At 63.0% G+C, this 23,904-nt stretch carries 24 protein-coding genes; 7 read left to right on the forward strand and 17 right to left on the reverse strand.

The features are described 5' to 3' along the window. The first annotated feature begins 49 nt into the window (after window positions 1–49). Together ACLN58_RS00205 and ACLN58_RS00210 are read left to right on the forward strand one after the other, a co-directional pair. A complete protein-coding gene (locus ACLN58_RS00205; RefSeq protein ID WP_415853252.1) occupies window positions 50–349 on the forward strand; it encodes a hypothetical protein in 300 nt (99 codons plus the stop codon). Between the two features lie 792 nt (window positions 350–1,141). Beyond that, window positions 1,142–1,426, forward strand: coding sequence for a hypothetical protein (locus tag ACLN58_RS00210; RefSeq protein WP_415853253.1), 285 nt, complete (start codon window positions 1,142–1,144; stop codon window positions 1,424–1,426). Here ACLN58_RS00210 and ACLN58_RS00215 read toward each other — a convergent pair. Both ACLN58_RS00215 and ACLN58_RS00220 read right to left on the reverse strand, forming a co-directional pair. Further along, window positions 1,404–2,465 (reverse strand): MBL fold metallo-hydrolase, encoded by a 1,062-nt coding sequence (locus ACLN58_RS00215; RefSeq protein WP_415853254.1) that lies wholly within the window; start codon window positions 2,463–2,465, stop codon window positions 1,404–1,406. The two genes, ACLN58_RS00210 and ACLN58_RS00215, sit on opposite strands and share 23 nt — an antisense overlap. After that, window positions 2,465–3,277 (reverse strand): SDR family NAD(P)-dependent oxidoreductase, encoded by an 813-nt coding sequence (locus ACLN58_RS00220; RefSeq protein ID WP_415853255.1) that lies wholly within the window; start codon window positions 3,275–3,277, stop codon window positions 2,465–2,467. The genes ACLN58_RS00215 and ACLN58_RS00220 overlap by 1 nt, the downstream gene beginning before the upstream one ends. Before the next feature lie 260 nt (window positions 3,278–3,537). On the opposite strand from ACLN58_RS00220, the gene ACLN58_RS00225 reads away from it, so the two are divergent. From ACLN58_RS00225 to ACLN58_RS00240, 4 genes are all read left to right on the forward strand, one after another. After that, window positions 3,538–4,191 carry a TetR/AcrR family transcriptional regulator gene (locus ACLN58_RS00225; protein WP_415853256.1) on the forward strand — a complete coding sequence of 218 codons (654 nt, stop codon included), beginning with the start codon at window positions 3,538–3,540 and terminating at the stop codon, window positions 4,189–4,191. A 1,014-nt stretch (window positions 4,192–5,205) separates the two neighbouring features. Further along, complete coding sequence (locus tag ACLN58_RS00230) at window positions 5,206–5,997, forward strand: SDR family NAD(P)-dependent oxidoreductase (protein WP_415853257.1); 792 nt, start codon at window positions 5,206–5,208, stop codon at window positions 5,995–5,997. Between the two features lie 340 nt (window positions 5,998–6,337). Further along, window positions 6,338–7,390 carry a zinc-dependent alcohol dehydrogenase family protein gene (locus tag ACLN58_RS00235; RefSeq protein ID WP_415853258.1) on the forward strand — a complete coding sequence of 351 codons (1,053 nt, stop codon included), beginning with the start codon at window positions 6,338–6,340 and terminating at the stop codon, window positions 7,388–7,390. Between the two features lie 46 nt (window positions 7,391–7,436). Continuing rightward, on the forward strand, window positions 7,437–8,876 hold the full coding sequence (locus ACLN58_RS00240) for an aldehyde dehydrogenase family protein (protein WP_415853259.1): 1,440 nt from the start codon (window positions 7,437–7,439) through the stop codon (window positions 8,874–8,876). An 87-nt stretch (window positions 8,877–8,963) separates the two neighbouring features. On the opposite strand, the gene ACLN58_RS00245 is transcribed toward ACLN58_RS00240, so the two are convergent. From ACLN58_RS00245 to ACLN58_RS00285, 9 genes are all read right to left on the reverse strand, one after another. Beyond that, window positions 8,964–9,479, reverse strand: a complete 516-nt coding sequence (locus ACLN58_RS00245) for a hypothetical protein (protein WP_415853260.1) — start codon at window positions 9,477–9,479, stop codon at window positions 8,964–8,966. 654 nt (window positions 9,480–10,133) lie between these two features. After that, window positions 10,134–11,168, reverse strand: a complete 1,035-nt coding sequence (locus ACLN58_RS00250; RefSeq protein WP_415853261.1) for a Gfo/Idh/MocA family protein — start codon at window positions 11,166–11,168, stop codon at window positions 10,134–10,136. A gap of 162 nt (window positions 11,169–11,330) precedes the next feature. Next, complete coding sequence (locus tag ACLN58_RS00255) at window positions 11,331–11,549, reverse strand: hypothetical protein (RefSeq protein WP_415853262.1); 219 nt, start codon at window positions 11,547–11,549, stop codon at window positions 11,331–11,333. Between the two features lie 291 nt (window positions 11,550–11,840). Further along, the gene (locus tag ACLN58_RS00260) at window positions 11,841–12,275 is read right to left on the reverse strand and encodes a heme-binding protein (protein ID WP_415853263.1); all 435 of its coding nucleotides are present in this window, start codon (window positions 12,273–12,275) and stop codon (window positions 11,841–11,843) included. Window positions 12,276–12,368: 93 nt separating this feature from the next. Continuing rightward, on the reverse strand, window positions 12,369–13,373 hold the full coding sequence (locus ACLN58_RS00265; protein WP_415853264.1) for a sugar phosphate isomerase/epimerase family protein: 1,005 nt from the start codon (window positions 13,371–13,373) through the stop codon (window positions 12,369–12,371). A gap of 60 nt (window positions 13,374–13,433) precedes the next feature. Continuing rightward, window positions 13,434–13,673, reverse strand: a complete 240-nt coding sequence (locus ACLN58_RS00270) for a hypothetical protein (RefSeq protein ID WP_415853265.1) — start codon at window positions 13,671–13,673, stop codon at window positions 13,434–13,436. Further along, window positions 13,670–13,879, reverse strand: coding sequence for a hypothetical protein (locus ACLN58_RS00275; RefSeq protein ID WP_415853266.1), 210 nt, complete (start codon window positions 13,877–13,879; stop codon window positions 13,670–13,672). Before ACLN58_RS00275 ends, ACLN58_RS00270 begins: the two co-directional genes overlap by 4 nt. A gap of 68 nt (window positions 13,880–13,947) precedes the next feature. Continuing rightward, window positions 13,948–15,078, reverse strand: coding sequence for a Gfo/Idh/MocA family protein (locus ACLN58_RS00280; protein ID WP_415853267.1), 1,131 nt, complete (start codon window positions 15,076–15,078; stop codon window positions 13,948–13,950). Further along, a complete protein-coding gene (locus ACLN58_RS00285; protein WP_415853268.1) occupies window positions 15,075–15,887 on the reverse strand; it encodes a sugar phosphate isomerase/epimerase family protein in 813 nt (270 codons plus the stop codon). The genes ACLN58_RS00280 and ACLN58_RS00285 overlap by 4 nt, the downstream gene beginning before the upstream one ends. Before the next feature lie 650 nt (window positions 15,888–16,537). Here ACLN58_RS00285 and ACLN58_RS00290 point away from each other — a divergent pair. After that, window positions 16,538–16,987, forward strand: coding sequence for a cupin domain-containing protein (locus tag ACLN58_RS00290; protein WP_415853269.1), 450 nt, complete (start codon window positions 16,538–16,540; stop codon window positions 16,985–16,987). A 501-nt stretch (window positions 16,988–17,488) separates the two neighbouring features. Here the strand turns inward: ACLN58_RS00290 and ACLN58_RS00295 are convergent. From ACLN58_RS00295 to ACLN58_RS00320, 6 genes are all read right to left on the reverse strand, one after another. Then, window positions 17,489–18,121, reverse strand: coding sequence for a TetR/AcrR family transcriptional regulator (locus ACLN58_RS00295; protein WP_415853270.1), 633 nt, complete (start codon window positions 18,119–18,121; stop codon window positions 17,489–17,491). A 166-nt stretch (window positions 18,122–18,287) separates the two neighbouring features. Next, window positions 18,288–18,773 (reverse strand): MaoC family dehydratase, encoded by a 486-nt coding sequence (locus tag ACLN58_RS00300; protein ID WP_415853271.1) that lies wholly within the window; start codon window positions 18,771–18,773, stop codon window positions 18,288–18,290. Window positions 18,774–18,812: 39 nt separating this feature from the next. Continuing rightward, a complete protein-coding gene (locus ACLN58_RS00305; RefSeq protein ID WP_415853272.1) occupies window positions 18,813–19,682 on the reverse strand; it encodes an HpcH/HpaI aldolase/citrate lyase family protein in 870 nt (289 codons plus the stop codon). Next, a complete protein-coding gene (locus ACLN58_RS00310) occupies window positions 19,679–21,448 on the reverse strand; it encodes an acetyl/propionyl/methylcrotonyl-CoA carboxylase subunit alpha (protein WP_415853273.1) in 1,770 nt (589 codons plus the stop codon). Before ACLN58_RS00310 ends, ACLN58_RS00305 begins: the two co-directional genes overlap by 4 nt. Then, the gene (locus ACLN58_RS00315; protein WP_415853274.1) at window positions 21,438–22,307 is read right to left on the reverse strand and encodes a fumarylacetoacetate hydrolase family protein; all 870 of its coding nucleotides are present in this window, start codon (window positions 22,305–22,307) and stop codon (window positions 21,438–21,440) included. The genes ACLN58_RS00310 and ACLN58_RS00315 overlap by 11 nt, the downstream gene beginning before the upstream one ends. Beyond that, complete coding sequence (locus ACLN58_RS00320; protein ID WP_415853275.1) at window positions 22,304–23,845, reverse strand: class I adenylate-forming enzyme family protein; 1,542 nt, start codon at window positions 23,843–23,845, stop codon at window positions 22,304–22,306. The genes ACLN58_RS00315 and ACLN58_RS00320 overlap by 4 nt, the downstream gene beginning before the upstream one ends. Window positions 23,846–23,904: the final 59 nt, after the last annotated feature.

Consider the following 23,904-nt stretch of genomic DNA (forward strand, 5'->3'; position numbering starts at 1 on the left):
GCGGAGGCCCTCGTCCCGTATCCGCAGAAGCACAGCTCGGATCGAGGCGGTGATGGAGCAGCTCGGCTATCCGCGCGATGGCGTGACCAGATTCCTGGGCGCCGGCAAGACGAATTCGCTCGGCCTGGTGCTGCCGGGTATCGCCCTACCGTATTCCCTGAAACCACCAAGGAACGCAAATGCGGACGTTCGACGCTGGCTATCAGCTCCCCATCGCGACCACCGATTCGACCTCCAACGTGAACGGGATCAGCTCAAGAGCCTTGCCGAGCGGCGGGTGGACGCGCTCATCCTGATGAGCGTCGAGCCCGAGCAACGGACTTCGTCGAGCAGCACATCGACCGGATGACCCCGGCCGATGTGCTGATCGTCCAATGCGAGCTCTCACGGAACACGATTGATTTGGACTGACGGCTGGCCGTCGGCGCGGCGAAACAGTCACCCTGAACCTCGCGTCACGGTATCACCGGCTCTCACCCGCCGCGCGCTCGTGCGTACCGTGATCGTAGTCAACGAGAGCGAGGCGGGGCGGGCTTCGTCTCCGCAGCCTTGCCGCTCTCGACCCGGCCGCCGTCGCCCTCTTCATTGCGAGCGCCTTCTCGTGCCCCTGCATCCCCACCTCGGGAGGCCGCGGCTCGGTGATGGCCGAGGGCGATCGCGTCACCGAAGTCCCCGCGCTGGCGGTCCACGAAGAACTCGGGCAGCATATCGGTGGGCTGCCCCAGAGAGCGGCTCCTCGACCCCGCGGAGCACACCACCTTTTCGAATTCAAGGCCCCGATTCGTCTGTGCGAATCTCGCGAATTGGGACGCGACCAGCCCGCGGCACAACCGGGAGATGACCGATTTCCACCTCTCCCCCGTCAGCATCAGGCAGGGAATCATGCCCCATCGCGGGCGAACCTGAACAGGGGATGCGGGAGGCCGAGGATATTGCTTCTGTCGGGAAGAGGGGGTGTCACCACCCGAATCAATGGATTAAGCCGGGTCTTTCGAATGGAGCGCTCCAGTCGACCCAGTGCGTCAGCAGTGCGCTCAATTCCGGTGCGGAGCTTCTTGTGATCGGCGGCCCCGCGCGACCTACTTGAGGAGTAGCAGCAGACTGGCTGCTATCTGCCACGTTGGGAATGAGGAGAAGTAGGATGTTTATCCGAGTCAGCACCTATAGGCACGGGCCGGTAAGCAATGGACAGCCATCCCAGGAGACGGTTAATCGCGTTCTTGCACTGACCGGCTGCCGCGGGCTCTACTACCTGATCAACGACGGCGGCAAGTCAATTTCACTAACCCTGTGGGAGGACCGGCAGGCCCTCGATGCCAGCAGGGAGGCGACCGATGCGATCCGTGTCGAGACGACGGCCGAGCAGCACATGGATGTCCTCTCGGTGGAGGAGTACGAGGTGCTCACCCAGGAGCTGAAGCCCTAGACCCGAGCGGGGCGAGCGCCGGCAGGCCCTCTACCCCCTGCACGAGGCCCTTGGCTCTGAGGTGTTGAAGGTGAGCGGCGGTCTCGCTGAGTGCGAGCCTGAACTGGAGCCCTTGCAGCGACTCGAAGCCGCGTGACCAGTAGATCTTCCGTGCCACGTTGAATACGGTCGGTTCCGCCTCGCCGGAGACGGCTTCGACAATCTGGGCAGAACGTTCGTCTATGCCTGCGAGTAACTGTCGGGCGCGTGTTGCCGGTGCCCGGAACCTGTACTCGTGGGCAGGGAGGACCTCGTAATGGTCGTTCAATTCGATGAACTGTAAGGAACGAATATAGCTTCCGAGTGGATCCGGATCACCGCGCATCTCGAGCGAGACATTAGGGGAGATTCGTGGAAGTAGATGGTCGCCGCTGATCAGCATCAGACGTTCTAGTAGCTCCAAGCAGATGTGTCCCGGTGTGTGCCCTGGGGTTTCGATGGTCCGAACGGTCGACCCGCCGAAAGGAACGTCATCGCCGGCGCCAACCCGGTAGTCCGCGTCCGGAAGGCGACGCAGATGCTCGAGAGCGTCGACGGTCATGGCCCCCTCAGCCACCCGGTCCGCCGGAACTCCCCAAAGACACATGCGGGCACGGTCCAGCGCGACCTCCCCCTCTGCGTCGCGGTAGTCAGAGATGTACCTTTGCTCAGCGGCGCCGAGGCCGATCGGGGCGCCGGACACATCCGCCAGCCGGCGGGCCATCCCTAGATGATCTGTGTGGAAGTGGGTCGCGAGTATTGAGGTGACCTCAGTGGGCGTGACCCCGGCGGCCGCGAGCCCTGCAGCGAGCTGCTCGAACCCCTGGCGGGTGTCGAATCCCGGATCGATGACCAGGCAGTCCTCGTCGGAGATCAAGGCGTAGCAGAGGGTGTAACGCATGGGATTGCCCGGAAAGGCGATCGGGATGGACCAGAGACCTCGATCGAGCCTTTCGACGGGCGGGAACACCTTGTCGGCCCAGGCCTGCCGCTGAGCAGTTCCGGTGATCTCTACAGACATCAGGCCTGCCGGGGATCGAAGAGACGGAAGACGCTGGTCGCGCCGCCATCGATGAGCAGATCGGCGCCGTTGATGCTTCGGGCCTCGTCCGTGAGGAGGAAAGCGATGAGCGCTCCGATCTCCTCGGGCGTAACGATCCGCGCCGTTGGGACCTTGTCAGGAACCTGGTCGCGCACCTCCTGAATGACCATTTGGGTGTCGACAACGCCGGGGCAAACGGAGTTGACGGTGATCCCGGTGCCCCAGAAGTCCACCAGAAGGGAGCGGGTGAGGTTCGACAGGCCTGCCTTCGACGCCGCGTAGCTCGGGTACGGGTACCCGGTGGTCCCCGCGATGGACGAGATGTTCACGATCCTGCCCCAGTCTTCGTCGAGCAGGTCCTGGGCGAATTCGCGGATCACGGCGAACGGGCCAGTCAAATTGATGTTGAGCACCCGGGCAAACGACTTGACGTCGAGGTCCAGGAGCATCTTTCGGTCCAGAACGCCGACGGCATTTACGATGGCCTGGACCCCGCCGACCTTCTCGTGGATGTCACGGTGGAGCCGTTTGATCCGGTCGGGCTCCGTGACGTCGACGGCGAATGCGTACGCTTTGCCTCCAGCGGAACGAACAGCCCCCGCGGCTGCTTCGCTTCGTTCGGCATCGAGGTCGACGCAGATGATGGTGTGACCGGGCTCGGCGAGTCTGAGGTTGATGCCTTGGCACATGCCTCCGCCTGCGCCTGTGACGAGGACATTTAGGCTGCGCAAGGGAGGCCTTCCTTTCGATGTGGGAATGCAGCGGCGGAGGAGTTCACACTCGGGACTCAAAGGTCTTCAGCCCACGGTGTTTCCAGAGTTTCCAAGGCGTTGGACGTCTCCGCCTTTCCGGACAGAAAACGCATACTCAAGCATAGACTAGCAAGCGCTCGTTCGAGAAGAGGGGACGGCCCGCAAGCTGCGTCCTTGCACAACCTTCCTGGCTGGACGATCTGCTCGGCCACCGCAATCGCAGCATGAAAAACCGTGAGTCAATGGCGAACAAACGCTCGGGAGCATAGTATGGTAAGACTGCGCAACTAGGAGGACTGATGCCGGCGACAACGGAACGCAAAACAGCTGTGGCCATCCGCGAGGAGGCCGCCAAGCTCTTCTTTGAGCGCGGCTACAACGCTACCTCGCTTCGCGACGTCGCCGCGGCGGTCGGCCTCAAGGTCGGCAGCCTCTACAACCATATCGACAGCAAAGAGGATCTCCTGCTGCAGATCATGGGTGGAATCATCGACGACCTCCTCGAACGCGCCCGACAGGCGTTGGCTGAGGCGAACGGTGACGCGGTCGACAGGCTTCAGGCAGCCCTGAGGGCCCACCTGCGATTCCACGCCGAACGGGCTCAGATCGTGTTCATCGGGAATACAGAGCTCCGCTCACTCTCCCCGGATGCCCACCAGACGGTCGTGGACAAGCGGCGCGAATACGAGACCTTTCTTCGCGACCTCGTCGAGGATGCCGGCAGGGCTGGACTGGCGGCCATTATCGACCCGCGCATTCACGTCTACAGCTTCGTGGCCCAAGCAACGCACATCGCAGGCTGGTACCGCCCCGGTGGCCGGAAATCGCTCGACGAGATTGTGCGCGACTACACGAAGCTCGCTCTCCGGGAGCTCCGGGTCGTCGACGCCGACGAGCGGGTGGAGCGACACCAGGAATGGACCGAGTCTGCGGCTGTGGCGAGCGCAGGATGAAGAACTAGTCGGCACTAGTGTCGACTAGACGGATCTGAACCGTAGGGGTGAACCGGCCAGCGGGTTCCTGAGCCTTCCCGGCGTGTGGTTCGATCGCGCCCTGGGGCTCCCCTCGGCGGGCCGCACCGCGAGCTCGCGAAAATGTGCGCGTCGACCGCACGCTCCCGGGTTTTCGTAACGAGTAGCTCTCTCACGCGGCAGCACACCCACGCGCAGGCATCGGCGCGAGCCCGCTACTGCTCTTCGCGAAACTGGCTGGGTTTCTCGAAAGGACCACCCGGGAGCGGTCCATAAGCGTTGCCCATTTCCTCGGCTTACCGATTGGGGACCGACAGTCGGTTCGATCTATGACGTCCCGCCTTCTCGTCGCGAGGGCGATGCTGTCGACCGGGGACGATGTCGGCGGCGCTCGGAAACTGCACAGTTGCGGCGCTCGGGCAGCCGGCTCGCAACTGGTGCACGTCATGATGGCGAAGCCAGAAGCCAGGTCAGTCCGCTCCATAGCGGCCGGTCCTCCAGTGTCGTGGGGACCTAGCGGAAATGAGTCGGTCGCCCCATTTCCTGCAACTGCACACGGCATTGAGTCGAGGCCCAGCAGCCTCGATGAGGGCTGTATGCCAAAGACAAATGACGCCTCCACGGGGTCTAATGTCAATGAGTGTCGCGAGCGAACGCTTGTTCGATCTTCCCCCTACCGAGCCAGATTGCTCCCCTGTTTCACTTGCATGAGAGCGTGGTCACATCTATCGTAATGTACGAACGATCGTCCATTTATATGCTAATGCCTTGTTCATCGGGGCCCTACTTCGAGGGGAGGCCCCCTCCAATTCCGAGGAGAGAGCGATCTCCCATGCCCGACTTCACCAATTCCACCAACGAGACGACGCTGACGGGATCCGCCGCCGAGACCATCGACGGTCTGGGGTGGCCCATGAGGGACCGCCCAGCGCCGCCAAGAGTCATCTCTGCGGCTGACAGAAGGCCGCTCACCCCTGGTCGCAAGGAGTCTCTTTCATGAAGGTTCCCCCTTCCCTCGCGGTGTCGGCCGGGCGCTTCGCTGGGTTCGGCGTCGTGGTTACAGGTGGCGCCTCTGGCATAGGGTTCGCCATCGCTCAGCGATTCCTCAGCGAAGGTGCCGAAGTTGTTCTCTGGGACGTGAGTCTAAAATCCGTCGCCAATGCCCTCGACCTTCTGAGCGACACTTCAACGACAATCAAAGGGGTGGTCGTGGACGTGTCCGACCATGCCTCCGTGGCGAAAGCAGCCGTCCAGACTCTCGAGATGCTTGGAGGTGCTGTACGCGTTCTCGTAAACAATGCGGGCGTCACCGACTATTCGGCATCGATCCTGGAGACGTCCGAGGAGATTTGGGATCGCACTGTTGGTGTGAACCTCAAGGGGATGTTCCTTGTAACCAAGGCTCTTCTGCCTTCAATGTTGCAGGTTGGAGAAGGGGCCATCGTCAACATGGCTTCGGTTGCAGCGATAGTGGCGGGGGCTGGAGGCCCCGCCTACACCAGCTCCAAGCATGGCGTAGTGGGCCTCACCAAACAGCTGGCCTCCGACTATGGAGGACGAGGGATACGGGTGAATGCAGTCGCGCCAGGTGCCGTCGCGACGAGCATGACGGAAGGAATCATCGACAACGAAGACCTCGAAGTTGTAAGAGTCTTGCGCGCCACACCGGCTGGCCGCTACGCCGAGCCCGAAGAACTCGCCAGCATCGCCGTCTTCCTTGCAAGCGAGGAAGCCCGATTTATGCACGGCTCAGTACTCGTCGCCGATGGGGGCTGGTCAATTCGCTGATCTTCAAGTCGTTGCCGTGACCCGCCGATGAGATCACGCATGGAAGTCTCTCTGCCGCGGAGGTCACTGCACACGCGAAGCGCTGAGGCCGTCGCGGGCCGCAGCGCGGACGACGAACCAGACGCCGGCCTTGCCTGTCAGGGGTCCAACTTGGCGATGTCGGCAAGGGGTTGCGAACGCCCAGCGCCTGTCTGCACGCGGTCCCTCGGCGCATCTGGCGGATAGGTCGCTGTCTGAGCAAAGACTGATTGACAGCAAGTGAGATCTGGGCAACACTGAAGCGGCAAGAACAAGCGATCGTTCGCTTGATTCGGTCAACGAAGATCTGCGGGAGAAAAAGATGAAAGCACTGGTCCTCACGGAGTTTGGCAAGGACCTGGAAGTTTTGGACGTCCCCGAGCCTGAGCTGACGCCCAGGGGGGTGCTTCTGCGGGTCGAGGCAAATGGGATCTGCCGCAGCGACTGGCATCTCTGGATGGGTGACTGGGACTGGCTGGGCCTGAAGCTCGAACTCCCGCACGTGATGGGACATGAGTTCGCCGGCGTGGTCGAGGAGGTTGGCAGCGAGGTAACGCGCTACCAGGCTGGCGACCGTGTCGTCGTTCCGCACGCCCACGGTTGTGGCCACTGTGAATACTGTCTTTCCGGGCACAACAACATCTGCGAGAACGTGTCGTTCGCAGGCACGAACTACTGGGGCGGCTATGGCCGCTACGTCGCGGTTCCGGACGCCGACCGCAATCTGGTGCGCCTCCCTGACAATGTGGACTTCGGTTCAGCAGCCGGGCTCGGTTGCAGGTTCATGACCGCTTTCCACGGCGTTGTGGACCAGGTTCAGGTGAAGCCCGGCGAATGGATGTCGGTGCACGGCTGCGGAGGCTTGGGCCTCTCTGCTATCCACATTGCCTCGGCCATGGGCGCCAACGTCATCGCGGTAGACATCAACGAGGATTCGCTTGCCCTCGCCAAGTCCCTTGGCGCCGTGGCTACGATCAACGGACGCAATGAGGACCCTGTTGCTGCTGTTCGCGATCTGACCGAAGGTGGGGCCCACGTCGCCGTCGACGCGCTCGGCATCTCCATCACATGTCAGGCTGCGGTCAATAGCCTTCGCAAGCGGGGACGGCTGCTGCAGGTCGGCCTGACCTCGAAGGAAGAGAAGGGTATGATTCCACTTCCGATCGACAGCATCGTCCTCCAGGAACTGTCCATCGTGGGATCCGCGAACATGCCCGCTCACCGCTACCCGGACATGATGCGGATGGTCGAGCGAGGGATCCTGAACCCGGGCGCGATGATTACCAGCCACGTCGGGCTCGACGAAGCGGGCCAAATCATCGCTTCAATGGGCCAATTCAAGGGCAGCGGCGTGAGCGTCCTCGATCGCTGGTGACCGAATCCGAGACCGCACTAGCTAGGAATCCGAGAGGCTTTTCAAAATGAAGATGATCATCAATGGTGAGAAGCGGGACGCCCGGGACGGCGCCTTCTCCGAAACGCGCAACGTCGCCACGAACGAAGTGATCGACACGATCCCTTCAGCGACGCCCGAGGACATCCAGGAGGCTCTGGAGCACGCTCGGGAGGGAGCGAAGGTCTGGGCTGCGACGCCCGCTCACAGGCGCTCGGCGATCCTGACGAAATTCGTCGAGGCCCTGCGTGCCAATATCGACGAGCTGGCGGTCCTGCTCGCGGGCGAGAGCGGCAAAGTGCTCGCTCATTCCCGGAACGAACTCGAGACGACGGCACGCATCTTCGAGGGCTTCGCTGAGGAATCGAAGCGAGTCTTCGGTCAGTCGATCCCGTTGGACATCCAGCCAGGGCTGGAGGGCGATCTGCTCGTCACACGCCGGGAGCCGCTGGGCGTCATCGCTGCCATCCTCGCCTTCAATTTCCCGGCCGAGCTCTACGCACAGAAGGTCGGCGCGGCCCTCGCAGCCGGAAATGCAGTCATCGTCAAGCCTCCCCGGGACGACTCGCTGACCTGTGTCCGGATGACCGACCTGCTGCTCGAGGCCGGCGTGCCCGGCAACGTCCTCCAGATCATCACCGGCTCAGGTGCAGTGGCCGGGGAGTACCTGTCCAGGAGCCCGCTGATCAATGGCCTCAGCTTCACTGGCAGCACCAAGGTTGGCGAGCGGATTGCTGAGAATACTGCACGCAACGTAGTGCGCACCTTCCTCGAGCTCAACGGCAACGATGCGTTCATCGTTTGCGACGACGCCGACCTCGATCTCGCTGTGCAGCACGCCGCGATTGGGCGCCTGTACGGCAACGGCCAGGTTTGCGTCGCCACGAAGCGCATTCTCGTGGAAGAGTCGCGCTATGAAGACTTCTTGGAGCGCCTGACCGAGCAGGTCAAGGGCAAGAAGGCTGGCGATCCGACTGATCCTTCCACCGAGATTGGGCCACTCATCAACGAGGGGGCGGCGAAGGACGTCGAGAACCAGATTCAGCACGCCGTCTCAGAGGGAGCGAAGATCCGCCTCGGCGGCAAGCGGAACGGAGCCTTCATCGAGCCGACCATCCTCGAGATCACGCGAGAGGTCGGCATCGCCAAGGATGATGAGATCTTCGGACCGGTCTTCTCAGTCATCCCGTTCAATGGTGTGGACGAGGCGGTCGAGATCGCCAACGATTCGTCGTTCGGACTCGGAGGGGCCGTCTTCTCGAAGGATTTCCACAAGGCGTTCAACGTTGCCTCCCGGATGGAAACCGGCATGGTGTCCATCAATGGCGGCAACTGCTACCGTCCCGACGGAAGTGCGTTCGGCGGGTACAAGAAGAGTGGAATCGGGCGCGAGGGATTCCTCTACACGCTCGAGGAGCTGACCCAGATCAAGAGCATCGTCATGCGCGGAATCCTGAACCAGCCGTGACCGCGTAGACCATTTAGGGTGGCCCCGCGACCGTTCAACGGGCGCGCGGGGCCATTCTTTCCCATGCCCGCTGCTCGCGGGTTTCCGTCACCAGATCGGGGAACAACAAGAAGGAGAGAGCCTCGAGCGTCCCAGCCAGCAAACCGCCCCTCGCGGGAGCTGCTCAGAGACTGAATCGCGACTTGCGCTTCGAGGCACCTCTTCCGTCGGACACGCCTCCGTGCGCCACCGTTTCGTAGATGTGGCCGGATGGGACATCACCCTGATGCGGTACCCGGACATGTAACGGTCGGCCACGTTCAAGATCATGAATCCAATTTGGCTCGGGTGGGCAATGGCTTTGAGTCTTGGTCCCGACGACTCAATGTCCGATTCCAGAGCCATGGCCGCCTCGTCACAGGCCAGCAAGGCCTCGAGGCCGGCCTCCTCGAGTCGATCAACCAGCTTGTCCGGAACTTCGTCCGACACGCCGTGCGACTCCTTAACCTCAGAGACCGCTTCGACAACGTTCTCTTCGACAGCTCCACTCGCCTGAACCGCCTGAACCGCCTGAACGAGATTCTCACGTTCGATCGAGACTTCATTCCCGCCGATCTTCGCCACGATCTCCGACTAGTCGGCACCGATCAAGCCCACGACTATCGAACCTCCCCCACTGCTCACGGTTCTTACGCTCCCGCAACGCCGTCCTCGGCGCAAGCTGCGCGGCCGGCAGAAGGCAGATCGGCAAAGCTGTGAGTGACGCCCTCGGCGCCAACACGATGCATTAGGGGATAGGCTGTGGAGGCAATCGGGAGGGCAAGCCTTCGGCCCGTTGATCTCGCTCTTACACGCCCACCGAACCTCAAGAGCTTCGCCAGTTGCTACAGCGATGGAGCCAGCGAGACGACTCTTCATCCGGACGGTTCACAACAGGCGCCCCGGCCATCTGCGCCCTGGCCTCGTCAATCACCTCAAGCACCGAAAGGGTCTCATCCAGTGTGTAAGGAGGGGATTCCGAACATTCCCCACTGACCACCTCGCCAAAGGGTTGGCCTGATAGTGAAGTCCGTCATAGAAGTTTGGGGCGTCCGGTCAACCCACTCGGCGGTTCGAACCTCAGAACGGTCTTGCCGTTCCTCACGACCCGGATGCCGCTCGCACCGGTGAAGGGGGAGCACGGTCTTGCTGCCGTCTGTGCTCTCGTTGCGATCCTTGAGCGTGCGGTCCTGTTCAAGCATGCGCTAACTCCTCCTCCCTCCTATCGGCGACGACGGCTCACGCAGCGTCGAAGTCGATTGGAGAAATTCCCCCGCCGGCTTTCACGAGATCCCGAGCGGCACTCATGATCTGAGCCAAACGGAGAGAGCTGCCCAGCGAGTGCAGCGGCGAATCAAGCAGGCCTTCGTCGACAAAACGAGCGAAGGCAGCTGCCTGCCAGGCCAAGCCTTCTCGTCCGCGCAGCTGTGCGGGGTCTCGCCATTCGCGCCGCCTTTCGCCTGTGACCAGGTTGAATCCTTCGGCGAACACGGCGTGGCCCTGGATCTCGAAACTTCCGCGGTCGCCGGTGATTTCGGCGTGCCCACTGGTCAAGCCTTCAAGAGTGAGGGATACGGATGCCATGCGGCCCTCGGAAGACCGAAGAGCCGTCACCACCTGAGCGTCCACGCCACCCAGTTCTGTGCCTATTACCGCCATTTGGGTGGGCCATCCGACTGCGAAACAGGCGAACCAGTATCCATATACCCCACGGTCGAGGATCACACCCCCGTCGGCATCCCAGATCTGGGTTCCGTCATTGGGCTCTGAACGCCACCCGACATCGACGCCGGCCAGCCTCACATCTCCAATTAGCCCCAAATCAAGTTGACGCTGCAGCTCGACGTACGTAGGCAGGTACCGGGGCCACATCGCCTCCATTGCCAGGACCCCGGCGTCTCGAGCGGCGTCTCGAACGGCACGAACCTGAGAAGGGTTGGTGCCAAGAGGCTTCTCGATCAAGACATGCTTTCCAGCGGCGATAGCCCGGAGCGCAAGATCCGCGTGTTGCGAGTTGACACTGGCGACATAAATGACGTCGGCGTCGCTCTCAAAAAGGGCGTCGTACTCGCCGAAGTGGCTGGGGATTCCGAATTCCCGCGCAAAGCTTTCGGCGCGATCGGAGGACCGCGAGCCAACCGCGACGACCTCCTGATTGGTGTTCCTCAAGACCGTGGAGGTGAAGTCCCGGGCGATGAATCCAGGGGCGGCAATACCCCAGCGTAGAGTGGGACCGCCTCGCAGAGCCGCATATGGGGAACATACTTCAGTCATCGTCGACTCCTTTACAAAATCTCTGCTATAGCGAGATTTGGATATTCAATATACGAATGTGCCCTCGTTTATTTGATTTCGTTTTACAACCGCAGCTCGATCGCACCTCTGCACAGTTCGCGTGACTCGGCCCGGTCATGCAGTCATATGCGACGAGGCGAACTAGCGCACTCGGTCCGTGACGCGACAAAGAGCAAGCGTCGACGTGAGCGGCGCCAAGGTGCTCTCTGAGCGATCGACGAGAATGTTTTGCACGACTTCTTCGTTCTCCGACACATACCCATTGCCCTCGTGGCTATGGTCGAACTTCTCGACCGTGTCGTCCGAGCCGCGCAGAGTGTGCTCCTCAATACGGTGCAGGCTGCGTGCGACCTCGATCAAACCATGCGAGCCTCGGATCAATGCACTTGAAGCGTCCCACCCGGGCAGCCGGGACGAGGAGTCCGGTTGCGAGCAGCGTGACCGCCGCCTTCCCATTCGACGAGCTCCCCAAGCTTGAGCGGCAAAGGCATCGGGAGTTTATCGGTCATTGTTGAATCCTCTTGTTTTCTCCGCCTGGAGCCAGTTCCGGACGATCGCCATTCTGAGAGTGCCACGGTTCCAAGCGCAGGTTCCGGACTTTCGGGTGCTGAAATTGCGCATGCGGAACGTCATGATGGGCCAGCCTCGGGCTCATTCGTCTAGCCGCAGGAGGTCCAATGTCAACGACGCAAGATAATGATCGCCAGTGCCCTCGAGACCGGACACAGCGACCACGCCGATCATTGAGCTGCCAGAGACGATAGGAACGCCTCCCGCTGCAGGCGTGTACTCCTGGGCTGAAAGTCCGAAGAGGGTGAAGAAGTCGACTCCCATGTCACCGAAGCGCTCCTGGACCTCCTTTGACGAGCAGCGGAACCGTCTGACGGTGTTGGCCTTGCGTTCGACCCAGCTGTCATTGTCGGCGCTGGATCCGGCGAGTGCTGCGTGAAATACGCGCTGGTCGCCCAACCAGATGCCGATAGTTATGGGAAGTCCTTCCCGCCGGCATTTGTCGACGATCTTGCTGCCTGCGTCCCACGCTTTGTCGTAATCGGTGGAATGGTCGGCTTGATTTGTTTCAGTCATTCGATGAACACTCCTCGGGTGAATTCATCCCGGAGACCAGCGCGCTCGGAAGCCGGCCTCGGCTGGCACTCGGAACGCGTGTCCCGGACTCGGTCAGACTTGGTTGCTGAAGGCGGCGTCGAAGGAGGCGGTGCTGGGGGCGAAGTCGAACTTCTTGAGCGCGGCGAGGGCCTCGGGGGCGCCCTGGAGGCGGTCCATGCCGGCGTCTTCCCACTCGACGGAGATCGGCCCGTCGTAGCCGATCGCGGTCAGGGCGCGGAAGCAGTCCTCCCACGGCACGTCCCCGCGGCCGGCCGAGACGAAGTCCCAGCCCCGGCGCGGGTCGCCCCACGGCAGGTGCGAGGAGAGGATCCCGGCCCGGCCGTTGCCCATCCGCATCCGGGTGTCCTTGCAGTCCACGTGGTAGATCCGATCGGCGAAGTCCGTGATGAACGCCACCGGGTCCAGCCCCTGCCACATCATGTGCGACGGGTCCCAGTTCAGCCCGAACGCGGCCCGGTTCCCCACCGCGTCGAGGGCGCGTCTGGTGGACCAGTAGTCGTAGGCGATCTCCGAGGGGTGCACCTCATGGGCGAAGCGGACCCCGCACTCGTCGAACACGTCCAAGATCGGGTTCCACCGGTCCGCGAAGTCCCGGTACCCGGCCTCGATCACCTCAGCCGGAACCGGCGGGAACATCGCCACATACTGCCAGATCGAGGACCCGGTGAACCCGACCACGGTCTTCACCCCGAGCGCCTTGGCCAAGCGCGCGGTGTTCTTCAGCTCCTCCGCCGCCCGCTCGCGCACCCCCTCGGGCTCGCCGTCGCCCCACACCCGCGAGCCCACGATCGCCTGATGGCGGAAGTCGATCGGGTCATCGCACACCGCCTGGCCCTTGAGATGGTTCGAGATCGCGAACAGCTTCAGCCCGTGGCGCTCCAGGATCCCGAGCCGTTCGGCAATGTACGCCTCGTCGTCCCACCGCCACGCGTCCAGGTGCTCCCCGGACACAGCGATCTCGAGCCCGTCATACCCCCACCCCGAGGCATACCGTGCCACCTCCTCGAGGGTCAGATCGGCCCACTGGCCGGTGAACAGGGTGAACGGGCGGGGCATAGGGGTTCCTCTCCTGGTCTGCGCTGAAGGTGGGGGTCGGACGAAGGCAAAGGGTGATGTCTAGGAAAGGTCCCGCTCCCAAGTGCTGCCATAGGGGACTTCGTCTGAAAGTTCGGCCATAAAGGTTGTCGTATCCAGTCTGGTCATCAGAATCCCGCGATTGCGGCCGCGGGCGGCTTCTGAAATGAGCTCCCTCTCCGCGGTGTCCAAGGCTTTCTGGAGCAGCTCCGGGTGGCCATTCCAGGCCAAGACCCGGCGCCCAGGCAACTGCCTAGTTGCGGCATCAATCTGCTGTGTCACTCTGCTGCTTCCTCCTCTGGCTTGTGCAGGACGGGTGCTTCGGGTGATCTCTGTGAGACCGCATCCGCCTTCATGTAGACCTCGTATTCGCCTAGATCGATGATTCGGCGTTCACCGAATCTTGAGACCGCCCAGAAGAGGCGGAATTCCGGCATGATCTCGTCCACTAGGCCTGTGAAGTGCACGACGCCGTCACGCTGTGCCACGACGGCGCCATCCCGTGTGAGGTCTTTGCACGAGGCGCCCTCACATAGCCAGACACAGTGCGATCTCCTCAGATCTGGATGGTGATGGACTTGGCGGCGGCGGATTCCTCGATCGCGGCCAGGACACGCTGGACCTGCAGGCCGTCCTCGAACGACGGCGACGGAGACTTGCCATCCCGGATGGCGACCAGGAAATCGCGGATCTGGTGGACGAAGGTGTGCTCCCAGCCGATCACGTGCCCCTGGGGCCACCATGCGTCGATATAGGGGTGGTGCGGCTCAGTGACTACAATCCGCCGGAATCCCTGCTCGGCTTTGGGGCCGTACACGTCGAGGAACTCGAGCTCGTTCAGTCGCTCGAGGTCGAACGCAAGAGCCCCGTCGGCTCCGTAGACCTCGATCCGGAGCGAGTTCTTCCGGCCCACTGCCACGCGGGAGGCCTCCACCGAGGCGATAGCGCCGCTGGCGAGGGCCAGGGTGGCCCACGCGGCGTCGTCGACCGTGACGTTCTCAGCGCCATTCGGCCCAGGGCGGCGGGGCACGAAGGTGTGCAGGCGGCCGGAGGCCTCGGTGACGGTGTCGCCCAGGAGGTACTGGACCTGGTCGATCGCGTGCGAGGCGATGTCCCCCAGCGCACCGGACCCCGCAGTCTCCTTCCGCAGCCGCCACGTCATGGGCGCCTCCGAATCGGCGAGCCAGTCCTGCAGGTAGGAGGTTCTGACTTCACGGACTGTGCCGAGTCGGCCATCGGCGATGAGCTTGCGTGCGTAGGCGAGCGCCGGGACACGGCGGTAGTTGAACCCGACCATCGACTGCACCCCACGGCTCTGTGCGGCGGCCGCGGCGGCGACCATGGCCTCCGATTCGGCGAGCGTGTTCGAGAGCGGCTTCTCCACGAGCACGTGCTTGCCTGCCTCGAGCGCGGCGATCGCGATCTCCGCGTGCAGCCACCCCGGGGCGCAGATGTCGACAATGTCCACATCGTCCCGCCCGATGACCTCGTGCCAGTCCGTCGCTGACTCCGCCCACCCGTACCGCGCCGCAGCCAGTGATGCCTGCTCTGCGTCGCGCCCCACGAGCACCCGCTGCTCGATGGCGGGAACCTCGAAGAAGGCTGCTACGTTCCGCCATGCCTGAGAGTGCGCCCTGCCCATGAACGCGTATCCGATCGCCGCGATCCCGAGGGGACGAGTGCTCATTTTGGGGACTCCCAATCAACTGCGAGGGCCTCCAGATAGCGCAGCGACGCGCTCAGGCCGTCGAAAATGTCCGCCGAGTAGTCGTCGAACTCCACGACAGCGACTTCAAGGGTCGTCGCCGCGTCGATCACGGCTCCCCATACACCGACCTCGCCCTGGCCGGCCGGTTGCTGGGCCTTTGCCGCCAGGGCATAGTCCTCCGGAATGAGCCTCTCCGCATTCACGAGCCGCTCCACATTCGCCCCATGAACGGGGCCATCCTTGATATGGAGCGCTACGACGCGATCGCCGAGCCGCTCGAGCAGCGCGAGAGGGTCCTCGCCCCCGACGACGGCCCAGTAGGCGTCGATCTCGAGGACAACTTCGGGGTCAAGCAGCCCGGCGAAGTATTCGAGCGCCGTTGTGCCCCTGACCTTGGAGGTGAACTCCCACCAGTGGTTGTGGTAGCCGGCCCGGACGCCGTGCTCGGCTGCCTTCCTCGTGGCCGCATTGAGACGTGTTGCGGTCTCCTGAATCGCCTCGGGATCCCGCCAGTGCTCGGCCGGGATGTACGGATCGATCACGATGCCGATGCCCAGACGGTTGGCCGCGGCGAAGATCTCGTCCTGGTCTGCCGTCAGCAGCGGGGCATGCCCGGACGGGGCAGTGATGCCGTTCTCGGCGAACGCCGCCGCGAACTCCTCAGCACGGGCGACAAAGTCGTACGGCTCCACCTGCGTGAAGCCGATTTCAGCCAGGCGTCGGACGGCGTCGGGCAGATCCGCCTCGACCGCGTCACGGACGGTGTAGAGCTGGGCGGAGTAGGCCATCGGGGAAGGGTCCTCTCTAGTGGAACAGACCGGGCGCACCCTGTCCTCCTTATGTCGCTGATTCGGCGAGCTCGGAGACGGGATTTGGAAGGGAACCAAAATCGATTACGAACAAGCGTACGTATGTATCGAGGCCCAGTCAAGAGCGGCCACAACCCTATATGGGGCCCGCCTTTTCGGGCAGGTTGGCACAACTATGAACGAACGCTTGCTTGACTGCAAGGCGATGCGAACTTGATACTGATGAGGAGCCTTCACGCTTGCGGTCGGCGATGGCGCCGCCGGGGTCACGATGAAAGGAATCCGATCTTGTAATCAGCCCACGGTGGGGCCAGTGATGCGGGTTCAAGAGTCCCGTTCTCCTCGCTAGCACCGCCATCCCGCCGCAGGCATGGTCGACATCGTACGGTCACGTCCGGGGGGCAAGCGCGCTCGGGAGAACGCGGAGCCCCGAGGCGACGGGAGACGGCGCTTCTTCGACGGCCATGAATGCGCGGGACCCATTGCCCTTCATATCGCGGGTTCTCGCAACTCTCCCACCACGATGACATGGGCAATGACCCTCGTCATGGCATCTCTCGACATCTGTCCGCGAACCCGAAGAGCCGCCTCTTTTTCAGCTCACCCTCCCAGGAGAAAAAGGAACAGGAATGACCGACACGACGTTCGACATCAACAAGAACACCGGCATCTTCCGGGTATACCGGGCGGGAGACCTCCAGGCAGCGCCGGGTCAGACCTTCAATGCCCGCAGGATCTCCGGCGTGAGCAGAGAGAACTCGGCCGCAGACGGCCTCTGGTTCGGCAAGGTGTACACCGGTCCCGGAGAAGTATCGGGAGCCCACCACCATGGCGAAGCGCAGACCGGTGGGTACGTCCTCAAGGGCCATGGCTTCATCCGGTATGGCGAAGGCTATGGCCAGATCGTCTATCTCGAGGAAGGCGACTTTGTCTTCGTTCCCCCGTTCATGCCGCACATCGAAGGCAATGCAAGCAAGACCGAGGAACTCGTCTGGATGACGACGCGCACTCCGGACAACATCGTGGTCAATCTCGATGACCAGGACATCGTAGACCTCGAAATCGAATACCGCTCCTGAGCGGAACGAGGAGAATCAAAAACAAGCTCCCCACGAGTCGGACTGAGCGGATCAGCCATACCGTGGGGAGCATTGTTGTGCGCATTGCCAGCCGCAGGAGAGGCCCGCAAGCAAAGCTTGGCATCTGTCTCTCCGACGCGGGAGAAGTCTCCGCTGCCACCCCGCCGGGTGGGACCGCAACAGGCCAACGCAGCACGAACGCCCCGGGGCGGCCGGCAAGAGAGTCCCCTAGGTTCAGATGGTGGGCGTCAGGTCAAAAGAAGGCACGGCTACATTCGAGGTGTACACCGACTCCGAAGATCGCGAGTTGGCGGCCGCCTTGGCATGAAGGTGCGCGTTCTCGTGCGATGCGGGAATTCGAACGTCGAAGGACAGGACTCTGCAAACAGCGGAGCCGGAGCTTCCGTCGGGGTTGATCCCCCACCCGCGCCAGCATCATCCGGTCATTCATTCATTCTTCTGCCGGAGCCGATGGGCTTTTGCGGACCTCCGGCTCGCCGTCTAAGCGGCAGCGTCGTGACGCCGCCGTTCAACACGATCGTCGGCGTCGACGACATTGAGCTGACGGAGGGCAAGCTTGGTGTAATCTCTCACGAATTCATCCAATCCCTTCCGTCCCCCAAGCCTGTACCAGCTGGCAATATGGGTTGCCTGGGCGACGAAGCTGTACACGTGAACCCGGCCATCGACGACGTCAGCGAGCCCCGCTTTCCCAGCGTCCTCAACAAGGCCACGGAGGAGCGCCTCGTACTCCTGCCGCTTGTCGGCGATCTTCAGGTGCGCTTGCGCAGGTAGCGAGCGAAGCTCGGTGTTTCCGATGAAGACCTGCTGCGCCCGTTCGGCATGGAATCTAAGGTGGGCCGCCAGGACTGCCTGAAGCTTGTCGACTGCGTCGCCGTTGGCTTTGGCGAGGGCCTGCCGAGCCTGCGCGAGCAGATCATCGATGATGCCGCCCATGATCTGAAGCAGAAGGTCTTCCTTGCTGGCTATATGGTTGTACAGGCTGCCCACCATCAACCCGACCGCTGAGGCCACTTCCCTCAGTGAAGTTGCGTTGTAGCCACGCTCGAAGAACAGCTTGGCTGCCTCCTCGCGGATCGCAACTGCAGTCTTCCGCTCGGTCACGTTCGCCATTGCACCTCCTGTTGTCGGTCACTCAGCCTAACTCCCGAACGTTCGTTCGCCCGATTGGGATGTTTCAACTCCCCAGGGCGCACGCTCGAGTTCCTCGGGAATGCCATCTGAAAGGCACCCGGCGCAGGCGCAGTGCCGCCATGTCTGAACAGGTCAATGCCTGCAGTCAGTCGGCAGTTGCCGTCTTGAGCTCGGCGACGGCTCCTTCGCGGCGCTTCATCAGCGCCGTTCTGCGAACTGCGCAGACGAGTTCGCCCTTCTGGTTGTAGCCGCGGTGCTCGATTCCGACGATTCCGGTTGCAGGACGCGACTTGGAGACCCGTTTGTCGAGCGCCTCGGTCTCGACCCGGAGAGTGTCGCCGATGAAGACGGGCTTCGGGAATTCGATGTCCCGGAATCCGAGATTGCCCAATGTAGTGCCCAGAGTCGTGTCCTGGACGGGGATCCCCGTAACGAGGCCGAGCGTGAAGATGCTGTTCACGATCTGGCGTCCGTACATGCTCTGGGCCGCGAATTCGGCATCAAGGTGTAGTGGCTGGACATTCATCGTCAGGGTTGTGATCAGGAGGTTGTCTGCCTCGGTGACCGTTCGTGTGACCTCGTGGCGGATCGTCTCCCCTACTTCGAAGTCTTCGTAATACATTCCTGCCATTGTCTGCTCCTGTGTCTGTTGAGGGCTGTGGGACTGGGTCTAGTCTGCGACAGCCAGGTCGAGGACCTGTCGTGCGTGGTTGGCGTGCGCGAAGTCGATGTGGTCGCCCCGATACGATACGGCGCCGTGCCCTTCGCGCTGGCCTTCCTCGAATGCAGCAATGAGGCCCTCATAGTATTCACGCAGGTAGTCGGAGAGCCCGTACTGCTCGTTGGCTATCGGGGCGTGCGAGGGGTGGATCAGGACCTGTCCGGTATAGCCGAGCGAGTGGTTGGCTGAGGCAAACGCCCGCAGCCCGTCGAGGTTCCTGACCTCCTGCCACAGTCCCAGGACGATGCTGCGCAGTCCCGCGGCGCGGGCGGCGAGGACGACTCTGCTGCGCAGATAGAGGGTCTCCTGCCCCTCAGCCGTCCAGCTGAATCCGACCTCCCTGGAAACGTCGGCGTCCTTGGCAGCTGCCGCCATTACCCCACCCACGCGCGGTCCATCGAGGATCTCCTCGACCTTCTGGATGGACGCTGCGGTTTCGAGGGAGGGAACGAGTTCGACGGTTCCGCGCGACAGCCCGTTCGCGACTTCAGCAGCAGTCACCAGCGCATCGAAGCGGACGACGTCGTCCCGTGAGAAGAGCTTCGGGAGGAGGAAGGCCGCGAGCTTGGCGTGGGTCACCACACGAACATCCTCCCCGAAGTGGTCGGTGTCCAAGGCGTTGGGCCGGACTAGCACTCCCCTATCGTCGGTGAGGGCTTCGAGGGCGTCTCGGGCGTTTGCTCGGGCCTGCGCCTTCTCTTCGGGCGGCACTGAGTCCTCAAGATCGATGATGATGGCATCGGCGTCTGAGGCCAGGGCCTTGTCAATCCAGGACCTCTTGTGTCCCGGGACGAACAGCAGCGAGCGATATGGCTTCACGCGGCACTCTCCTCGAGCTTGAGCTGGGTGAGAAGTGTTCCGGCAGCGAGGGACTCGCCAACAGACGCGTTCACGGGCCCCACGATCCCGGCGGCGGGAGCTGTTATCGGATTCTCCATCTTCATGGCCTCGAGAACGAAGAGAACCTCCCCGGAAGAGACCTTCTGGCCCTCGACGACATTGACCTTCACAATGGTTCCCTGCATCGGCGCCTTGACGGTTCCGTCGGACGCCTTGCCCGCCTTGCGGGCCTTTGCGCTCCGGCCGCTGCGCGAAGCGTTGGCAGGCGTGGCATCGGGCGCTGTGGTTGCCGTGGGGGCCGCGATGGCAAGGGCAGCGCCAGGGCGTCCGGCGTCCGGGAATACGGGGATCGTGTAGATGCGTCCCCCGACCTCGACCTCTTGGCGCGAGGCCTCAGACTCTTCAGAGAAGTCGACGGCTTCCTCGAGCCAGCGAGTTGAGAACCGGGCGCTGCGGAAGTCCTCGTGCTGGACGATCGTCAGCGCGGCGGGGACTGTGGTCGGCACCCCCACGACCTTCAGCTCCCGCAGCCCTGCTGCCAGCCGCTCGAGGGCTTCTTCTCGGTTGTTGCCGTAGGCGATGAGCTTGCCGATCAGACTGTCGTAGTAGGGCAGGACCTCGTCGCCTGACTCGTAGCCGGCGTCAAAGCGGAGACCTTCTCCGGTAGGGGCTTCCAAGGTCTCCAGCGGCCCTGGCGCAGGGAGGAAGAGCCCTTCGGCTACATCCTCGGCGTTGACTCGGGCTTCGATCGCAGCACCTGTCGGCGTCAGACGGTCCAGGATGCCAAGCGGCTCGCCGGCGGCGACCCTGATCTGCTCTGCGACGAGGTCTACGCGGTGGACCATCTCCGTGACGGGATGCTCGACTTGGATGCGGGTGTTCATCTCGAGGAAGTAGAAGTCATCTCCCTCCACGAGGAACTCAACCGTGCCGGCACCGACATAGCCGACGTGCTCGGCGAGGCGCACTGCAGCGGCACCCATAGCCTGCCGTGTATCGTCGGAGAGACCCGGCGCCGGGGATTCTTCGATCAGCTTCTGGTGGCGTCGCTGCACCGAGCAATCTCGGTCGCCAACGAAAATGGTGTTGCCGTGGCGGTCTGCGAATACCTGGACTTCCACATGGCGGGCGTTCGTGAGGTATCGCTCGAGGTACACCTCGCCGTTGCCGAACGCTGCGCTGGCCTCCCGTGTAGCGGCAGCGACTGCCTCCGCGGCCTGTTCTTCCGAGTGGACCAGACGCATTCCGCGCCCGCCGCCGCCCGCGGAGGCCTTCACCAGGATGGGATAGCCGTGTTCAGCGCCGAACTCGATCACGTCGGCAGCACCGGAGATAGCACCCTTGGAACCCGGCGCGAGGGGAACTTCGGCAGCGACGGCGACGGCCCTCGCCGCGACCTTCTCGCCCATCGTCGAGATGGCAGCTGCACTCGGACCGATGAAGACCAATCCTGCATCCTCCACCGCTTGAGAGAAGGCAGCGTTCTCGGAGAGGAATCCGTAGCCGGGGTGGATAGCCTGTGCGCCCGTCGCGTGTGCCGCATCGATGATCTTCGCGATGTTGAGGTAGTTCTCGCTGGCGGCGCCGGCGCCGAGGTCGACGGCTTCGTCGGCGATGCGGACGTGCATGGACTTCGCGTCGGCCTCAGAGTGGACGGCAACCGCCTCGATGCCCAAGGACTGGCAGCTGCGGATGACCCGCACTGCGATTTCGCCTCGGTTGGCGATGAGGATCTTAGTGAACATGGATGTTCCTTGTCTCTGTGGAATCTGCGGGAGCTGCCGCGCGGTTGACGCAGAGGTTCTCGGTTTCCCCCACCAACGCGATGCTCGTCCTGAGGACCGAGCCGGGGCGGAGGAATTCCTTCGGATCGCGTCCGTCCCCCACTCCCCCGGGAGTTCCGGTGAGGATGACGTCACCGGGGCGCAGGGTCGTGATCGACGAGATGTAGGAGACCAGGTCGATCGGCCCGAAGACGAGTTCGGACGTGTGCGAATGCTGCTTCTGGACCCCGTCGACGCTGCAGTTGATTTCCAGCTCGGGTTCTGGGCCGACCTCGTCCGCAGTGACGAGGAAGGGACCGAGCGGGGTGGTGGAATCGAAAGTCTTGCCCTGAAGCCATTCGGTGGTCCGTCGCTGGTAGTCGCGGGCCGAGACGTCGTTGGCGGCTGTGAACCCTGCGATGGCGGCTGCGGCGGTCGGCCGGTCGGCGCGGGCGACGGTGCGTCCGACGACGACGGCGAGCTCTGCCTCCCAGTCGACGCTCCCGGATCCGGGGGGAAGGATGATGTCGTCGTTCGCTCCGACGAGCGAGTCGGCAAACTTGGCGAAGAGCGTGGGGTACTCCGGGATGGGGCGGCCCATCTCGAGGATGTGGTCCCTGTAGTTGAGTCCTACACAGACGATCTTTCCAGGCCGGGGCACGAGCGGCGCGAGGGCGGCGTCGTCGACCGCCACAGGCTGGCCTGCCACGTGTTCCGTCCACGCCGGCGACCCCGCTTCGAGCCATGCCCCGACATCTTTGAAGGAGAGGGGCATCAGGTAGCCAGCCTTCAGGACTGCAGCCCGGGTGCCCTCTTGAGTCCGGATGGTCGCAACCTTCACTTGCCGCTCCATCCGAGCTGGGCCTTCAGTTCGCTCTTGATGAGCTTGCCGGCCGCCGATCTGGGCAGCTGGTCGGCCGTCAGGAAGACCATCTGCTTCGGGATCTTGTACCCAGCCAAGTGCTGTCGCAGGAAGCTGGACAGCTGGGATGCGTCGGCTGCCTCCCCGCTCCTGAGGACAACAACCGCCCGTACCTCTTCGTCCCATTTCGGGTCGGGCACACCGACGACGGCTGCCTCGAGAACGGACGGGTGGAGGTGAAGGGCCTGCTCGATCTCGGCCGAGTAAACGTTCTCCCCGCCCGTCTTGATCATCTCCTTGAGCCGATCACGGAAGTAGAAGTAGCCGCGCTCGTCCTGGACAGCCAGATCTCCAGTGTGCAGCCATCCGCCACGCATTGCGTCGTCGGTCGCGTCTGGGCGACCGTAGTAGCCGCTCATGAGCGACGGGCCTTTGACGCAGATCTCCCCCAACTCGCCGGGGGGAACGGGCAGACCGTCGCCATCCAGGAGCTGAGCTTCCACCAGCAGATATTCGGTGCCGATTGAGCCGTCGACTGCTGGATTGAGCATGTCGGCCGGCTTGAGGCGGGTGACCATGGGGCCAGCCTCGGTCAGCCCGTAACGGAAATAGAGCTCAGTCTGAGGCAGGATCTCCGTGAAGAGCTGCTTGTCCGGCATCCTAAGGAGTCCGGCCCCGGTGTGGACGGCCTTGAGGTTCTTCTTGATGGCTGGGTCGGCAAGCACCCCCAGATCCATCAGACGCCGCATCATGTTGGGGATCATGAAGGTGTTTGTCACGGACTCTCGCCCGACCAGATCGACGACCGTCTCATCGCTGAACTTCGGCGCGATCACGCTTGTGGCCCCTGCAATGAAATGCGGCACCAGCCAGCACAGCAGGGCGGCGGAATGGAACAGAGGGGTCAAGATAAGCCCTCGCTCGTGCTCTCGGCTGCCGACCCCGCAGTCGTACATCTCGTTGAGTGCGTTGGCCAGTGCGGCGCGGTGGGACAGGACGACGCCCTTGGGGGTGCCCGTGCTTCCACCCGTGTAGATGATGCAGAGCGGCGATTCTGAATCAATGGCATCGTTCAGAACGCCTGTGCCGATACGAAGGCTGTCCACTTCCAAGCCTTCCCGGAAGATGGCGGGAACTGCCTCGGACCTTGAGGCGACGATCTCCAAAGCCTCCTCGAGCAGCGGGAGGTGGGCCTCTTCGACGAGGATCCCTTTCGCTTTGGTCTCGAGGATGCCATTGGCCAGCTCGACGGGGGCCCACCGCCAGTTATAGCCGATGTAGACGCCACCACTTGCTGCGACCCCCAGAAACGATTCGGCATTGAACACCGTGTTCCCGGCTAGGACACCCACTCCGTCCCCCGCAGAGATCCCCTTCTCCCGCAGGCCCCGCCCCAGCTGCCAAGCCCGTTCGGCCGCCTCGCCGAACGTGACCCGGCCGTCGATGCCGACGAATGCCTCTCTTGCCGGATTGCGGCGGCTGTTCAGGCGAATCCAATCTCCGATGGTCCGCATCATTGCCTCTCTTGAGCGAACGTGCCCGCAAAGCCCAAGACTGTATGGACCTGTGTGCGAAC

It is taken from the genome of Sinomonas sp. G460-2, assembly GCF_047759905.1.
Taxonomy (GTDB): Bacteria; Actinomycetota; Actinomycetes; order Actinomycetales; family Micrococcaceae; genus Sinomonas.

What these genes read in the sequence shown, in the direction of transcription:
- ACLN58_RS00210 (WP_415853253.1), top strand. Translation starts at nt 1,142, where the DNA reads ATGTTTATCCGAGTCAGCACCTATAGGCACGGGCCGGTAAGCAATGGA.
- ACLN58_RS00215 (WP_415853254.1), bottom strand. Translation starts at nt 2,465, where the DNA reads ATGTCTGTAGAGATCACCGGAACTGCTCAGCGGCAGGCCTGGGCCGAC.
- ACLN58_RS00225 (WP_415853256.1), top strand. Translation starts at nt 3,538, where the DNA reads ATGCCGGCGACAACGGAACGCAAAACAGCTGTGGCCATCCGCGAGGAG.
- ACLN58_RS00230 (WP_415853257.1), top strand. Translation starts at nt 5,206, where the DNA reads ATGAAGGTTCCCCCTTCCCTCGCGGTGTCGGCCGGGCGCTTCGCTGGG.
- ACLN58_RS00235 (WP_415853258.1), top strand. Translation starts at nt 6,338, where the DNA reads ATGAAAGCACTGGTCCTCACGGAGTTTGGCAAGGACCTGGAAGTTTTG.
- ACLN58_RS00240 (WP_415853259.1), top strand. Translation starts at nt 7,437, where the DNA reads ATGAAGATGATCATCAATGGTGAGAAGCGGGACGCCCGGGACGGCGCC.
- ACLN58_RS00250 (WP_415853261.1), bottom strand. Translation starts at nt 11,168, where the DNA reads ATGACTGAAGTATGTTCCCCATATGCGGCTCTGCGAGGCGGTCCCACT.
- ACLN58_RS00260 (WP_415853263.1), bottom strand. Translation starts at nt 12,275, where the DNA reads ATGACTGAAACAAATCAAGCCGACCATTCCACCGATTACGACAAAGCG.
- ACLN58_RS00265 (WP_415853264.1), bottom strand. Translation starts at nt 13,373, where the DNA reads ATGCCCCGCCCGTTCACCCTGTTCACCGGCCAGTGGGCCGATCTGACC.
- ACLN58_RS00280 (WP_415853267.1), bottom strand. Translation starts at nt 15,078, where the DNA reads ATGAGCACTCGTCCCCTCGGGATCGCGGCGATCGGATACGCGTTCATG.
- ACLN58_RS00285 (WP_415853268.1), bottom strand. Translation starts at nt 15,887, where the DNA reads ATGGCCTACTCCGCCCAGCTCTACACCGTCCGTGACGCGGTCGAGGCG.
- ACLN58_RS00290 (WP_415853269.1), top strand. Translation starts at nt 16,538, where the DNA reads ATGACCGACACGACGTTCGACATCAACAAGAACACCGGCATCTTCCGG.
- ACLN58_RS00295 (WP_415853270.1), bottom strand. Translation starts at nt 18,121, where the DNA reads ATGGCGAACGTGACCGAGCGGAAGACTGCAGTTGCGATCCGCGAGGAG.
- ACLN58_RS00300 (WP_415853271.1), bottom strand. Translation starts at nt 18,773, where the DNA reads ATGGCAGGAATGTATTACGAAGACTTCGAAGTAGGGGAGACGATCCGC.
- ACLN58_RS00310 (WP_415853273.1), bottom strand. Translation starts at nt 21,448, where the DNA reads ATGTTCACTAAGATCCTCATCGCCAACCGAGGCGAAATCGCAGTGCGG.
- ACLN58_RS00320 (WP_415853275.1), bottom strand. Translation starts at nt 23,845, where the DNA reads ATGATGCGGACCATCGGAGATTGGATTCGCCTGAACAGCCGCCGCAAT.